This window comes from Streptomyces sp. NPDC051738, from assembly GCF_044453205.1.
GTDB lineage: Bacteria > Actinomycetota > Actinomycetes > Streptomycetales > Streptomycetaceae > Streptomyces.
Genome location: NZ_JBITCM010000017.1, coordinates 1 through 15671 on the forward strand (window position 1 = coordinate 1; position 15671 = coordinate 15671).

The window sequence follows — 15671 nt, forward strand, 5'->3', positions numbered from 1 at the left end:
GACCCCGCTCCGCCACCAACACACACGCATCCGCCAGCCCCAACACCCCCGACACATGCGCCGCCACCACCTCACCCACCGAATGACCCAACAGGTAATGCGGGGTCACACCGTGGTGCTCGAAGAGGCGGAACAGCGCCACCTCCAGGGCGAACAGGGCGGCCTGCGTGTACGCGGTCTCGTCCAGCAGCGCGGCCCGCGCCGACCCTTCCTCGGCGAACAGGACGTCCTTGAGCGGGTGTTCCAGGCGGGTGTCCAGCTCGGCACAGACCTCGTCCATGGCACGGGCGAAGACCGGCTGGGCCGCGTACAACTCCCGTCCCATGCCCAGCCGTTGCGCCCCCTGGCCGGTGAACAGGAACGCGGTCTTGCCCGGCTGCTTGGCCCGGCCCCGTACCACCTGGGGCGAGGACGTTCCGTCGGCCAGGGCGTCCAACGCGGCCAGCAGCGAGGTCCGGTCGCTGCCGAGTACGGCGGCGCCGTGGTCCATGACGGCGCGGCCGGTGGCCAGGGAGTACGCGATGTCGGCGGGGGCGAGTTCGGCGTGCTCACCGACGTGGGCGTGCAGGCGTCGGGCCTGTGCGCGCAGAGCCTGCGGGGTACGTGCCGTGAGGATCCACGGCACCGTGGTTCCGTCGGCGGGAGCGGCGTCGTCTGACGGTGCGGGCAGTGCGGCCGGTGTGGACGCCTGCGGCGTCTCCTCGATGATGACGTGGGCGTTGGTGCCGCTGATCCCGAAGGACGAGACGCCGGCCCGGCGCGGCCGCCCCTGGACGGCCGGCCACTGCCGGTCCTCGGTCAGCAGGGTCAGCGCGCCCGATTCCCAGTCGACGTGCTGCGAGGGCTCGTCCACGTGCAGCGTCCTGGGCAGGACGCCGTGGCGCATCGCCTGGACCATCTTGATGATGCCGCCCACACCCGCGGCGGCCTGGGCATGCCCGATGTTGGACTTCAACGACCCCAGCCACAAAGGCCGATCCGCGCCCGGTCGCTCCTGACCGTAGGTGTTGAGCAGTGCCTGCGCCTCGATCGGATCACCCAGCGTCGTACCCGTACCGTGCGCCTCCACCGCATCCACATCCGCCGCACTCAACCGCGCGTTCGCCAACGCCTCACGAATCACCCGCTCCTGCGACGGACCGTTCGGCGCCGTCAACCCATTGCTCGCACCGTCCTGGTTCACGGCCGAACCCCGCACCACCGCGAGCACCGTGTGCCCATTGCGCCGCGCATCCGACAACCGCTCCACCAACAGCAACCCCACACCCTCCGACCAGCCGGTGCCGTCCGCCGACGCGGAGAACGCCTTGCACCGCCCGTCCTCGGCCAAGCCACGCTGGCGGGAGAACTCGACGAAGGTCGTCGGCTGTGCCATGACGGTCACGCCGCCGGCCAGCGCGAGATCGCACTCACCGCCGCGCAGGGCATTCGCCGCAAGGTGCAGAGCCACCAGCGACGACGAGCACGCCGTGTCCACCGTCATCGCGGGCCCTTCGAGGCCGTAGGTGTAGGCGATGCGGCCGGACAGGACGCTGGAGAGGTTGCCGGCGAGCAGGAAGCCCTCCAACTCGCCGGCGGAGGAGGCGATCCGGGCGGCGTAGTCGTCGTACATCGCGCCGGTGAAGACGCCGGTGCGTGACCCCCGCAACGAGCCCGGATCCACCCCCGCGCTCTCGAACACCTCCCACGCCGTCTCCAACAACAACCGCTGCTGCGGATCCACCGCCGTCGCCTCACGCGGAGACATCCCGAAAAACTCCGGATCAAACAGATCCGCATCATGCAAAAACCCACCATGCCGCGTGTAACTCGCCCCCACACGCTCCGGATCAGGGTCATACAACCCCTCCAGATCCCACCCCCGATTCGAAGGAAACCCACTCACCGCATCCACCCCACCGGCCACCAACCGCCACAACCCCTCCGGCGACGCCACACCACCCGGATAACGGCACGCCATCCCCACAATCGCGATCGGCTCGTCCGCGGCGCCCCGGGGCAGGGTGCGTCCGGTCGTGGCCGGCTTCCCCTGCTCGACGACGCGTTCCAGCAGGTAGGTGGCCACGGCGTCCGGCGCGGGGTGGTCGAAGACGAGGGTGGCGGGCAGCCGCAGGCCGGTGGCCCGGGTGAGCTGGTTGCGCAGTTCGACGGCGGCCATGGAGTCGAAGCCGATGTCGCTGAAGGCCCGCTCCGGGGCGATGGCACCGGCGCCCGTGTGTCCCAGGACGGCGGCGACCTTGCCCCGGACGAATTCGAGGACGGCTTCCTTGCGCGCCTCGGCGGGGAGCTCGGCGATACGGCGCGTCCAGTCCGACGACGTTGCCGCGGCGGTCGGCCGGGACTGTGCCGCGGTCGGCCGTGTGCGCGGTGCGAGGTCGCGCAGGAGCGGATGCGTCGCGTCGGCCGCCGTCCTCGCCGCCCGCAGGGGTACGAGGGCCAGCAGTGGGGTGTCCGCGGCCAGGGCGGCGTCGAACAGGGCCAGGCCGCGCTCGGGGGTGAGCGGGTTGATGCCGGCGCGCTCCCAGCGGGCCGTCTCCGCGTCGCCGAGGGTGGCGCCCATGCCGCGATCCGTGTCCCACAGGCCCCAGGCCAGGGAGGTCGCGGGCAGGCCGTGGGCACGCCGGTGCTGCGCCAGGGCGTCCAGCGAGGTGTTGGCGGCCGCGTAGTTGGCCTGGCCGGCGGTGCCGAGGAGGCCGGTGACCGAGGAGAACAGCACGAAGGCGCGCAGATCGAGGCCCTCGGTGAGGTCGTGCAGGTGCCGAGCGGCGTCCGCCTTGGGCGCCAGGACGGCGTCCAGGCGCTCGGGGGTCAGCGAGAGGACGGTCGCGTCGTCCAGGACGCCTGCGGTGTGCACCACTGCGGTCAGGGGCCGGTCCTGCGGGACGGAGTCCAGGAGCGCCGCGAGGGCCGCGCGATCGGTGACGTCGGCTGCGGCGATGCGTACCTGTGCGCCCAAGTCGGCCAGTTCGGCGGCGAGTTCGCTCGCGCCGGGCGCGTCGGGGCCGCGTCGTGCGGCCAGCAGGAGGTGGCGTACGCCGTGTTCGGTGACCAGGTGGCGGGCGAGCAGCGCGCCGAGGGCGCCGGTGCCGCCGGTGATCAGGACCGTGCCGTCCGGGTCGAGGCGGGTCGGGTCCGCATCCGTGCCGGGGGCGGCCGGCCCGAGTCGGGGCGCCCTCAACCGGCCTGCGCGCACGGCGATCTGGGGCTCGCCGGTGGCGAGTGCGGCGGCGAGCTGCTCGTCGGTGGAGTCGGTGTCGAGGTCGACGAGCACCAGTCGGTCGGGGTGCTCGGACTGTGCGGCGCGCACGAGGCCCCACACCGGGGCCGTGGCAAGGTCGGTGACGTCCTCGCCGGGCAGGACACCGATCGCCGCACGCGTCACCAGGGCCAGGCGCGCTTCGGTGAACCTCTCCTCGGCCAGGAACTCCTGGACCAGGCGCAGGGCGCGGTGCACGGCGGCGTGCGGGCCGTCCTCGGGCGACGGCAGGTCGTGGAGACGTACGACGACGGTGTCGGCAGGTGCGACGGCGCCGAGGTCGTCGGCCGCCTCGACCCAGTCGGCGGGCGCCTGCCCGGGTGCCGGGGCGAGGGCCGGCCACCGCACCTCGTACAGCGCGGAGTCGGTCGCGGGGGCGAGGGTGGCCGGGAGGTTCCTGGCGACGGGGCGCAGCGTCAGGGCCGCCACGTCGGCCACCGGGGCGCCGGTGGGGTCGGTGAGGGAGAGGGCGAACGTGTCGGTGCCCTGGGGGCTGATGCGGACCCGCAGTTCGGTGGCGCCCGTGGCGTGCAGCGTGACACCGGACCAGGCGAAAGGCAGCCGGATCGACTCGCCGGGGTCGGCGGGTGCGGCGCGCAGGACCAGAGGGTGCAGGGCGGCGTCGAGCAGGGCGGGGTGCAGGGCGAAGCGGTCGGCGCCGTCCTGGCCGGGCTCGGGCAGCCGTATCTCGGCGTACAGGTCCTGGCCGTCGCGCCAGGCGGCCACCAGGCCCTGGAAGGCGGGGCCGTAGCCGTAGCCAAGTCCGGCCAGGCGGGGGTAGACGTCGGTGAGCGGTTCGGGTTCGGCCGTGGCGGGCGGCCAGGGCGCCGGATCGCCGGCCGCCGGTGCCGGGACGTCCTGCCGGGCGAGGGTGCCCGTGGCGTGCCGGGTCCACTGGCGGCGGGCGGCGTCGTCGGTGTCGGGGCTGGCGTGGATGGTGAAGGCCCGCCGGCCCGAGGCGTCGGGCGCGCCGACCGTCACCTGGACCCGGACGCTCTGTCCGGCGGCCAGCGGCAACGGGGCCTGCAGCGTGAGGTCCTCGACGTGCGGTGCGTCCGTGACGTCGCCCGCGGCGACGGCGAGTTCCAGGAAGGCGGTGGCCGGCAGCAGCACGGTGCCGTCGATGGCGTGGTCGGCGAGCCACGGGTGGCTGTTCAGGGAGAGACGGCTGGTGAGGACGGTGTCGTCGCTGTCGGCCAGTTCGACGACGGTGGCGAGCAGGGGGTGGTCGGGAGTGTCGAGGCCGAGGCCGCGCGGGTGCACGGGGGGCTGGGGGGCCAGCCAGAAGTGTTCCCGCTGGAACGGGTAGGTGGGCAGGTCGAGGAGGCCCGCGCCGGGGAAGAACCCGGTCCCGTCGAGGGGGGCGCCGGCGGTGCGGGCGCGGGCGACGCCCTCGGCCAGGGCGAGGGGCTCGGGGCGGCCCGGGCGCAGCAGGGCGACGGCGGTCGTATGGTCGCCGGTGTCGTCGAGGGCGCCGTGGACGAGCGCGGTGAGCACGGCGTCGGGGCCGAGTTCGACGAAGACGTCGGTGCCGTGGCGGGCCAGTTCCCGGGTGGCGTCCAGGAAACGCACTCCGGCGCGGATCTGTCCGCTCCAGTAGTCCGGCGACGTCAGCTCGGCCGCATCCGCGAGCCTGCCGGTCACGGTGGACACCAGGGGGATGGCGGCCGGCTGGAAGGCGAGACCGGCGGCGATCTCACGGAACTCGTCGAGGATGCCGTCCATGTGCGGCGAGTGGAACGCGTGGCTCACCTTCAGCTCGGTGGTCTTGCGCCCTCGCGCCCGCCAGATCTCGGCGACGGCCCGTGCGGTGTCGGCGTCGCCGGAGATCACCACGGAGCGCGGCCCGTTGACGGCGGCGATGGACACCGCGTCCTCGTGGCCGGCCAGCGTGGGCAGCACTTCCTCCTCGGCGGCCTGCACCGCGATCATGGCGCCGCCGGAGTCGGCGGAGGCCATCAGACGGGCGCGGGCGGTCACGAGGGCGGCGGCGTCGTCGAGGGTGAGCACCCCGGCCGCGTGGGCGGCGGCGACTTCGCCGACGGAGTGTCCGGCCACGAAGTCCGGCGTCATGCCGTGGTGGGCGAGGAGCCGGAACAGGGCGACTTCGAGGGCGAACAGGGCGGGCTGGGTGTAGGCGGTCCGATGCAGCAGGGCGGCGTCCGGCTCGTCCTCGGCGGCGAACATAACGGCGCGCAGGGGCCGTTCCAGGCGGTCGGCGAACGCGGCGCACACCTCGTCCAGCGCCTCGGCGAAGACGGGGTCGGCGGCGTACAGCTCACGGCCCATGCCGCCCCGCTGGGCGCCCTGGCCGGTGAACAGGAAGGCCGTGCGGGTGGCGTCGGCGGCCCGGCCGGTGATCAGGTTCGCCGCCATGTCCCCGGCGGCCAGCGCCTCCAGGGCCGTCAGGCGCTCCTCGACCGTGTCGCCCAGGACGGCGGCCCGTTCGGCGAAGGCGGTGCGGGTGGCGGCCAGCGACCGGCCGACGGCGGTGGCGTCGGCGTCCGCGCCGAGCCGCGCGCGCAGCCGTGCGGCCTGGGCGCGCAGCGCCGGAAGGTCGCGGGCGGACAGCAGCCAGGGGCCCGGAACGCCGGTGCGCGGGCCCGGCTCGGGTTCGGTCACCGCCTCGGCGGCGGGGTCGTGTTCCAGGACGACGTGCGCGTTGGTGCCGCTGATCCCGAAGGAGGAGACGGCCGCCCGGCGCGGCCGCTCGCCCGTGTCGGGCCAGGCCGTGGTGTCCGTGAGCAGGGAGACCGGGCCGACGGACCAGTCCACGTGCGGGGTGGGCTCGTCCACGTGCAGTGTCCTCGGCAGGACGCCGTGCCGCATGGCCTGCACCATCTTGATGACCCCGCCGACGCCGGCGGCGGCCTGGGTGTGCCCGATGTTGGACTTCAGCGAGCCCAGGCGGAGCGGCGCGGAGGCGTCCCGGCCCCGGCCGTAGGTGGCCGTGATCGCCTCGGCCTCGATCGGGTCGCCGAGCCGGGTGCCGGTGCCGTGTGCCTCCACGGCGTCCACGTCGGTGGCGGTGAGGCGGGCGTCGGCCAGGGCCTGGCGGATGACGCGCTGCTGGGCCAGCCCGCTGGGCGCGGTCAGCCCGTTGCTCGCACCGTCCTGGTTGACCGCTGAGCCCCGGATGACGGCGAGGACCTGGTGGCCGTGGCGGCGGGCGTCGGAGAGCCGCTCGATCAGCAGCATGCCCACGCCCTCGCTCCAGCCGGTGCCGTCGGCGGCGGCCGCGAAGGACTTGCAGCGTCCGTCGGGGGCCAGACCGCGCTGGCGGGAGAACTCGACGAACATGCCGGGCGAGGACATGACGGTGGCGCCGCCGGCCAGGGCCAGGTTCGTCTCACCGGCGCGCAGGGAGCGGATCGCGAGATGCAGGGCGACCAGGGAGGACGAGCATGCCGTGTCGACCGTCACGGCCGGGCCGAGCAGACCGAGCTGGTAGGCGATGCGCCCCGACATCACACTGGACGTGCTGCCGGTGAGGACATGGCCGTGGACGCTGTGCGGCGCGTCCTGCAGCCGGGGCCCGTACTCCAGCGCGGTCGCGCCGACGAAGACGCCGGTACGGGTGCCGTGCAGGGCGGCGGGCAGCACGCCGGCGCGTTCGACGGCCTCCCACGAGGTCTCCAGCAGCAGCCGCTGCTGCGGGTCCATGGCCAGCGCCTCGCGCGGTGAGATCCCGAAGAAGTCGGCGTCGAACTCCCCGGCGTCGTGCAGGAATCCACCGTGGCGTACGGCGCTCTTGCCCTGCCGGCCGGGGTCGGGGTCGTACAGGTCGGCGTCCCAGCCCCGGTTGTCGGGGAAGGCGGAGATGGCGTCGACCTCGTCGACGAGGAGCCGCCACAGGTCTTCGGGCGACGCGACGTCGCCGGGGTAGCGGCAGGCCATGCCGATGATCGCGATGGGCTCGTCGCCCGCGGTGCCCGGGCCGTCGGAACCCTCGCGGTCGGTGCCGAGGAGTTCGGCCGTGACGAACTCGGCGAGGCCGGCGGGCGTGGGGTGGTCGAAGAGCGCTCCGGTGGGCAGCCGCAGGCCGGTGGCGGCGGCCAGGGAGGCACGCAGTTCGGTGAGCATCAGGGAGCTGAAGCCCAGCTCGCTGAAGGCGGTGCGGGGGGCGACGTGCTCGTCGGGCGCGTAGGCCAGTACGGCCCTGATGTGGGCGTCGACGAGGTCGCGCACGGCATGCGCGCGGTCGGCGGCGGGCAGCCCCGCCAGGTGCGCGCCGAGCTCGCCGCGCGGGCTCGGCACGGTGTCGGCGTCCGCGCCCTCCGCACCGGCGAGGGCCTTCGGCGCCGCGGCGGGCCCGGACGGCCCGGCTGCCGGGGTGTGCGTCGCGCCGGCGCGTGCGGTGGTGTCGAACCAGTGGTGCCTGCGCTGGAAGGCGTAGGTCGGCAGGTCGACGCGGCGGGCGCCGTGCGCCTCGTACAGGGCGCCCCAGTCCACGTCGGCGCCGTGGACGAACGCCGTTGCCAGCGCGGTGAACAGGCTCTGCGGCTCGGGCCGGTCCCGGCGCAGCACGGAGACGGCCGTGGCGGCGTCGGGGTCCTGGAGGCTGTCGTGGGTGAGCGCGGACAGGACGCTGTCGGGCCCGGCCTCGACGAAGGTGGTGACGCCTTCCGCCTCCAGCCGGCGGATGCCGTCGGCGAAGCGGACGGTCTGCCGGATGTGCCGGACCCAGTACCCCGGTGTGGTCAGGTCCCGCTCGCCGGCGAGCGCGCCGGTGACGTTGGAGACCACGGGGATGGCCGGGGCACGGTAGGTGAGGCCGGAGATCGCCTCGTGGAACTCGTCGAGGACGTCGTCCATGTGCGGTGAGTGGAAGGCGTGGCTGACGGTGAGCCGCGTGGTCTTGCGGCCCTGCGCGCGCAGCCGCTCGGCGACGGCCTCGACCGCCTCGGCGTCACCGGAGATCACGGTGGAACGCGGGGAGTTGACGGCGGCGACGGCCACGGTCCCCTGATGGTCCGCGAGCAGGGAGGAGACCTCGTCCTCCGTCGCCTGTACGGCGATCATCGCGCCGCCGGCCGCGGCGGACTGCATGAGGCGGGCGCGTGCGGTGATCAGGACGGCCGCGTCGGCCAGGTCCAGGACTCCGGCCACGTGGGCGGCGGTGACCTCGCCCACGGAGTGGCCCGCGACGTAGTCCGGGCGGACGCCGAAGGACTCCAGGAGCCGGAAGAGGGCCACCTCCACGGCGAACAGGGCGGGCTGCGTCTGTGCCGTCTCCTCCAGGCCGTCGCCGGTGCGCACGGTGTCCGCCACCGGCCGGTCCAGATACGGGTCGAGGGCGGCGGCCACCTCGTCGAACGCGGCCGCGTAGACGGGGAACGCCTCGTACAGCTCCTGTCCCATGCCGAGGTGCTGGGCGCCCTGCCCGGTGAACAGGAAGGCCGTATGTCCCTCGCGGACGCCGCCGGTGACCACGGCGGGCGACGGGGAGTTCCCGGCGAGGGCGGCGGTGCCCGCGAGCAGGCCCGGTGCGTCGGGTGCGAGGACCACGGCGCGATGCCGCAGGACGGCTCGGGTGCGGGCCAGGGACCAGCCCACGTCGACGGGTGAGGCCTCGGTGACGGCCGGGGAGGTGCGCAGACGGTCCGCCTGGGCGCGCAGGGCGGCCTGGTCGGCGCCCGAGATCACCCAGGGCAGCACGGGTGGCACGGTGCCGGCCCGGCGCAGTTCCGTGACGCTCGCCACGGGGTTCTCGGCGACCACGACGTGGCAGTTGGTGCCGCCCATGCCGAATGAGCTGACGCCGGCCACCAGGGGGCGCCCGGGGTGGGGCCAGGCGGTCAGTTCGCCCTGCACGCGCAGGCCCAGCTCGTTCAGGTTGATGGCGGGGTTGGGGGTCTCGAAGTTCAGGCTGGGCGGCAGCGCGCGATGGTGGATGCTCAGCAGGGTCTTGATGAGCCCGGCGATGCCCGCCGCGCCCTCCAGGTGCCCGATGTTGGTCTTCACCGAGCCGACGCTCAAGGCGTCGCCGGCCGGTCGGCCGGCACAGGCGCCGAGGGCCGAACCCAGCGCCGTGGCCTCGATGGGGTCGCCGACGGGGGTGCCGGTGCCGTGCAGTTCCACGTACTGCATGTCCTCGACGTCGACGCCGGCCCGTTCGCGGGCGGTGCTCAGGACCTGCTCCTGGGCGATCCGGCCCGGCACCGTCAGATGGGTGGTGGCGCCGTCGTGGTTGACCGCGCTGCCGCGGATGACGCCGTAGATCCGGTCACCGTCGGCCAGGGCCCGCCGCAACGTCTTCAGTACGACGACGCCGCCGCCCTCGCCGGGCACGAAGCCGTTGGCGCGCGCGTCGAAGGTGTACGTCGTCCCGTCCGGGGACAGCGCGCCGAACAGCTGCTCGGTGACGGTGTGCTCGGCGAGCAGGTTGAGGTTGACCCCGGCGGCGAGCGCGGCGGTGGACTCGCCGCCGCGCAGGCTCTCGCAGGCCAGGTGCACGGCGACCAGCGAGGAGGACTGGGCGGAGTCCACGGTCATGCTCGGCCCGCGCAGCCCCAGGTGGTGGGAGACCCGGTTGGCGATCAGGCCGCGGTTGACGCCGGTCATGGTGTGCTGGGTGAGGGCGTCGACGCCCTGCTGGTGGAGCAGGGTGGTGTAGTCGTCGCGCAGGGTTCCCACGAACACGGCGGTCCTGCTGTCCCGCAGGGACGCCGGCACGATGCCCGCGTCCTCCAGGGCCTCCCAGGCGAGTTCCAGGACGAGCCGCTGCTGCGGGTCCATGGCGGCCGCCTCGCGGGGCGAGACGGCGAAGAACGCGGCGTCGAAGTCGCCGACGTCCGGGAGGAATCCGCCGCGGGTGATCGCGGGGGGCACGGCCGGGTCGAAGCGGCCCTCGGGTACGTCGGTGATGGCGCTGGTGCCGCTGCGCAGCAGCTCCCAGAACGCCGCGGCGGACGAGGCCCCGGGGAATCGGCAGGAGAGTCCCACGACGGCGATCGGCTCGTCGCGCTCGGGAGAGCCGTCAACGGCCGCCGGACCATGCTCGCTCATCATGAACTTCCGCTGCCCTTTCACTACTGGATTCCTGTGCGGGCCGACCTGGAGTTTTCGCGGGCGCCGGAGATCGGCGCGGTCGGCATCAGCGCGGTTGGGGAAGAAAGGGCGCCGCACAACCGGAAAGGCGGCCCCTGTGGCATGGGTGCGGACAGTTCCAAGCCCGCACACCACGCGGTAATCGGGTATTCGAGGAATTCACCACACGCTGTGCTGGAAAAGACTCAGGAGGCAAGAACCAGGCGGTCGCCGGCCTGGTCGCGCACCAGGGCGCAGACGTCCCGCAGGGCGTGTTCCAGGCGGTCGATCTCCTCGTCGGTGAGGAGCACGGACGGCTCGAAGCGCAGCGTGTGCACGGCGCTGGCGGTCGGGAAGGTCCGGATGGCGTGCCCGTGCAGGAGGTGCCCGGCGATGACGTAGCCGAACAGCGAGGAGCGCGCCGCCTCCCGCAGCGTGTCGTCGGCGGCGTCGGACTGGTCGTGGAACTCGAAGCCCAGCATCAGGCCGTGTCCGCGCACCTCCTTGACCACGTCCGGGAAGTCGGCGCGGATCCCGTGCAGCATCCCGGCGAGCGCGGCGCCGCGCTCGTGCGCGAGGCGGTAGCCGCGGCCGCCGTCGGCCTCCAGCATCTCGATGACCTTGAGGGCGATGTGGCAGGAGAAGCTGTCCTTGGCGAAGGTCGAGCTGTGCAGCAGCTCGAACTCCGGGCGGTAGCGACCTTCACGCACCAGCGTCACGGACGCCTTGGCGATGCCGCCGCCCAGGGACTTGGCGAAGACGTAGTAGTCGCCGCGCAGGCCGAGGCGGGTGGCGCCCAGGAAGGTGCCGGTGCGGCCCAGGCCGCTCTGGATCTCGTCGATGACGACGGGACAGTCGGCCTCTTCGGCGAACGCCTTGATCTCCTGGGCGAATTCGGCCGACAGCGGCCGGATGCCGCCCTCGCCCTGGATCGGTTCCAGCAGAACGGCGCAGATGGTGTGGTGGCCGCGTTCGACGAGCCGCACCGTGCCGTCCCGCACGGTCGGCTCCAGGAGCGTGCCGCGCTCCTCCTGGAGCACCTCCTTGAGCGCCGCGGGGTCGTCGCACGGCACGAACCGGGCCTGTGCGCCGAGCGCCGCGAACGGGGTGCGGTAGGACTCGTTGTGCGTCAGCTGGACGCTGCCCATCAGCTTTCCGTGGAAGCCCGCCTTCAGCGCCACGAACACGGGAGGCTTCGCACGCCGCAGCTGGTTGCGGCGGCCGATCTCCGCGATCAGGAGGTCGGCCTCGTCCTGTCCCGCCGTGGGGCGGGGCAGGCCCAGGCGGTTCCACAGGGCGTCCGGCACCGTGGCCGCTCCCGCCCGCACGGTCTCCCGTACGCGCTGTGCGCTCGCCTCGATCTCCTCGAAGACCTTCGACAGGCGCATCACCCGGTCCAGTTCGGCGTGTTTGACCGCCGCTTCGATGCCTTCGGCGCCGCTGTTGGCGAAGGTGGCGTAGTACGGCTCGTCGGAGCCGGTCTCGCGGTGGATGATCCGGTTGAGTTCGGCGGCGAGCCGGTTCGCGTACGGGTGCGAGGAGAACTGCGCGAGCACCGGGGTCTGTTCGTCGAGGAGTTCCCGTGCGCGGGCCACGATGTCGGGATGGTTGTGCCCGAAGATGAGCGCCCCGTAGCCGGCCGCGTAGTCGAGGACGGGTATCTCCTCTCCGTTCGCGCCTTTGCGGTAGAGCGTGTTGCCGCTCGCACGCACGTACTCGACATCCAGACCGGCCGTGGAAAGCAGCCTACGCAAATTGGGTTCCGCGAGCTCACGGACCACGGATTCGGAATTCATGCCACTCCTTTTCGGATGCCCCGCAGATGCTTCCTGACATCCTGTTCCAGGTCGTCCCAGCGCGCGGTCATACCGAGGTCATTCCGCACGGCCGGTGGCGGAGTGGGCGCCGAATTACCGGATATGTGCTGGGAGTGTTGCCGACGAGCGGCCGACAGCAGCAGTGCCACCAATTGCTCGCCGGTGGCCCGCGTTGGCTGCACCAGGGTCACCGACGTGGCGTGGCTCCTGCCGCCGGCCCAGGTCGGCCGGCGCAGCAGCAGCTCGGGCGTCGCGGCCGCGACCACGAACAGGCGCCCCGACTCCGCGGAGCCGACGAGATCCTCGATGGCGTCCAGCACCCGGTCGTCGGCGCGGTGCAGGTCGTCGACGCACAGCACCAGCAGCATGTGCCGGGTCGCCGTGAGGAACAACTCCCGCCAGGCGTCGAGTACGTCGCTCATCGCGTCCGCTCCGGCAGGCGCCTCGTGCACGGCATCGGGCGCCGCGAGGAGTGGGGCGAGCCGGGACGACATCCGCTGCGCCGCCGCGGGCGAGTCGATGACCTCGCGCACCTTGTCCGCCAGGGCGTCGCGTGCGGCGTCCGGCGTGGCGTCGGGCCCGATGCCACAGAACGCCGACAGGATCTCGGCCTGGGCCCGCAGCGGATGGTCGGTGGGCGCCGCCGGTGAGTTGCCGGTCAGGAACAGCGGCGCGTCCGGCCGGTTGCCGGCCCACCGGCCGAACTCCCTGAGCAGCTCGCTCTTTCCCGAGCCGTCCTCGCCGAGGAGGGTGACCAGATGGGGCACCAGACGGTGCCGGGTCCGCTTCAACAGGCCCTGGAGCACCTCCAGTTCATGGGCCCGGCCGGAGTCCGTGGCGTCGTCGGCGTTCCGCTCCTGCACTTCGACCGCCTGCCACGAAGCGGGCGAGGCCGCGGTGGGCAGGTAGGAGACGGCGCTCTCGGTGGCCGTCCGGACCGCGTCGCTGGCCCACACCTGTCCGGCGGGCACCTCGGACAGCAGGAACTGGGAATCGTCGAGCGTCGTACCGACCACCGTGGGCACGCCGTCCTGGCCGCGGCGACGCAGCCGCACCTCCCCCATGGTGACGCAGACGTGCACGGTCAGCCGCAGCTGCCCGGCGTCGCGGGGCGTGGCGACATCCAGGACGTCACGCACGGCGAGCGCCGCCAGGGTGGCCTGCCGGACGTCGTCCGCGCCCGCCTCGTTCAGGCCGAACACGGCCAGCGACACCGATCCCAGGCAGGCCGTCACCGTCCCCCCGAATCGTTCGATCTGTTCCCTGACGACCTCGGCCGCGCCGTCCAGCAGCTCGTCCAGGTCGTCACGGGCCTCGGCTCCCGCCTCCTGGGCGATCCGGGTGCGCACGGAGACCACGCTGACCGTGCGACGGTCGCTCCCGGTCTGCGGCGCGGGGGCGTCGGGAGCGTCGGGAGCGTCGGAGACGGACGGGGCAGCCGTGAGCGGGGTGTCCGGCGCGGGTGTCCGCGGGGTGCTGCGCCCGGTGCCGTCGCGCGGATCGGACGCCGGTTTCCCGCCACGGGAGGGCACCAGCGCGGGGCGCAGCCGGACAGCGGGCCGTGCGACCCGCGCGTCCGGTCCGGCCAACGCCCCCCGGTGGACGGGGCGGTCCATCGACAAGGACGGGTCCTGGGTGAGGATCGCCTGCTGGAGCTGCTGAAGACCACGGCCGGGTTCCAGACCCAGGTTCTCCACCAGCGCCGCACGCACCTGGCTGTAGGCGTTGAGCGCGTCGGCCTGCCGGCCGCACCGGTACAACGCGAGCATCAGCTGCGCCGAGGATCGTTCCCGCAGCGGCTCGGCCTGCACCATGGTCTCCAGTTCGGGCAGGATCTCGTAGTGGCGACCGCACAGCAGCTGGGCTTCGAAGTAGTCCTCCGTGACATCGAGCCGGGTGCTCTGCACGGCCGCCAGTTCGGGCCAGTCCAGACCGGCCTCCACCAGATCGGCCAGGGCGGGCCCCCGCCACAGGGCCAGCGCCTCGCGCAGCAGCCCGGCCGCCGCCTGCGCGTCGCCCTCGGCCTGTTTTCGCCGGCCGAGGCCCACCCAGGTGTGGAACAGATGCAGGTCGACCTGCTCCGGGTCCACGCGCAGCACATAGCCGGGGGCCTGCGTCAGCAGCGCGGGAGCCTCGTCGCCGCCGGCACCGCGATACGAGGCGAGTACGCCGCGCAGCCCGTAGACCGCGTTCTGCAGGATCTTCCGTGCTGTCGCCGGGGCCTCCTCGACCCCCCACAGGGCGTTCAGCAGCCGGCTGGTGGCGACCACCCGGTTGGCCTGGAGCAGCAGATAGCCGAGAGTGGCGCGCTGTTTCGTTCCGCCCAGAGCGACGGTCCGCTCATCGGCGACGACCTCCATCGGACCCAACAACCGGAATTGCATCGTTCCCCCAGATCGACAGCCGAGCGGTCAAAATCCGGTCACCATGCTGCAAGGGAGCGATCCAAGCCCACACAAATCTGATACAAGCTCCAACCAATGCCATCACCTGGCTGTCAGAGCATCTCCAGTACCGCGCACCCCGGACTGTCGGCGGAACCGCCCCCGACCAGCACCACCTTGTCCCCGGCGGCGAGTTCGGCGGACTCCAGCAGATGGATGAGACCGGCGGCCTGGTCACCGGACGGAAGATGCCCGACCCCGGTGCCCCAGTCCCACGTGGTGCGTTTCTCGTCGACACCCCACGCCGCGCGCCTGTCCCAGCGTTGCAGACCGGAGCCCAGGTGCGGGAAGACGAACCGCGCGACGTCGTCGATATCGAGCCCCGAATCCGTCAGAGTCCGCTCCACGACCTCGCGCTCCCGGTCGGCGAGCGGTGCCGCGAGGTCGTCGGGGCGGACCGCCGTCGCGGCCGCCTTGTCACGTGCCCGTTTCCGTACGGCCGACGGAATCCGCCACGGCAGGTCGGAGCGCAGCAGACACTGCGGCTGCTCCTCCGCCACCGCGGTGGCCAGAACGCGCGCCAGTCCGCCGCCGGTTCTCAGCACCACGCCCGTCGCACCGTCGGCGAGCACCCGGCCCGGCCCCGTACGGAACCGGTCGCCGGTACGCGCGGCCGCGCAGTCTCCGGTGGTGATCACCGCGGCGGTCATGTCCGGGGACGCGGAGAGATACCGGGCCGCCAGATGCAGACCCAGGACGCCGCTGCCGGCGGCGCCGCGGACCTCCAGCGCGGTGGCGCGCGGGCACCGGAGCGCCTGCCGTACCACCTCGGCACGGCAACCGGCCGCCTGCGCCGACCAGGAGGAGGCGTGCAGGACCAGGTCCACGTCACCGGCCGGCACACCCGAGCGGCGGCGCGCCAGATCGGCGGCCCGCGCAACGAGGCCCGGCAGCGCGCCGTCCTGCGCCACGCGCACCGCGCGGTAGGCGTCCCGCCGGCACTGCCGGGCGTCGTACAACCCGGCGGCGACGGCCTGCTGGACGTCCTGGCTGTGCCCCAGCGACATCGCGGCCGCGCCGATGAACAGACCTTCCCAGCGCGTCACGCGCTCACCCCCTTCACCTCACGGACAGCACCCGGGCCGGCGTGCCGGCGCGCGGCGGCTCGGCCGGGCACCCGGGCTA

General features: G+C 73.3%; 4 protein-coding genes. All 4 read right to left on the reverse strand.

Features of this window, described 5'->3' with window-relative positions; translation table 11 throughout:
• Positions 1-10267: SDR family NAD(P)-dependent oxidoreductase (locus ACIA8X_RS33290; RefSeq protein ID WP_399459929.1), on the reverse strand; the 10267-nt coding region annotated here is incomplete at its 3' end.
• Between the two features lie 224 nt (positions 10268-10491).
• Positions 10492-12081 (reverse strand): aspartate aminotransferase family protein, encoded by a 1590-nt coding sequence (locus ACIA8X_RS33295; RefSeq protein WP_399459855.1) that lies wholly within the window; start codon positions 12079-12081, stop codon positions 10492-10494.
• Positions 12078-14462 (reverse strand): BTAD domain-containing putative transcriptional regulator, encoded by a 2385-nt coding sequence (locus tag ACIA8X_RS33300; protein WP_399459930.1) that lies wholly within the window; start codon positions 14460-14462, stop codon positions 12078-12080. Before ACIA8X_RS33300 ends, ACIA8X_RS33295 begins: the two co-directional genes overlap by 4 nt.
• 137 nt (positions 14463-14599) lie before the next feature.
• Complete coding sequence (locus ACIA8X_RS33305) at positions 14600-15592, reverse strand: hypothetical protein (protein ID WP_399459856.1); 993 nt, start codon at positions 15590-15592, stop codon at positions 14600-14602.
• Positions 15593-15671 lie beyond the last annotated feature (79 nt).

What these genes read in the sequence shown, in the direction of transcription:
- ACIA8X_RS33295 (WP_399459855.1), bottom strand. Translation starts at nt 12,081, where the DNA reads ATGAATTCCGAATCCGTGGTCCGTGAGCTCGCGGAACCCAATTTGCGT.
- ACIA8X_RS33300 (WP_399459930.1), bottom strand. Translation starts at nt 14,462, where the DNA reads ATGGAGGTCGTCGCCGATGAGCGGACCGTCGCTCTGGGCGGAACGAAA.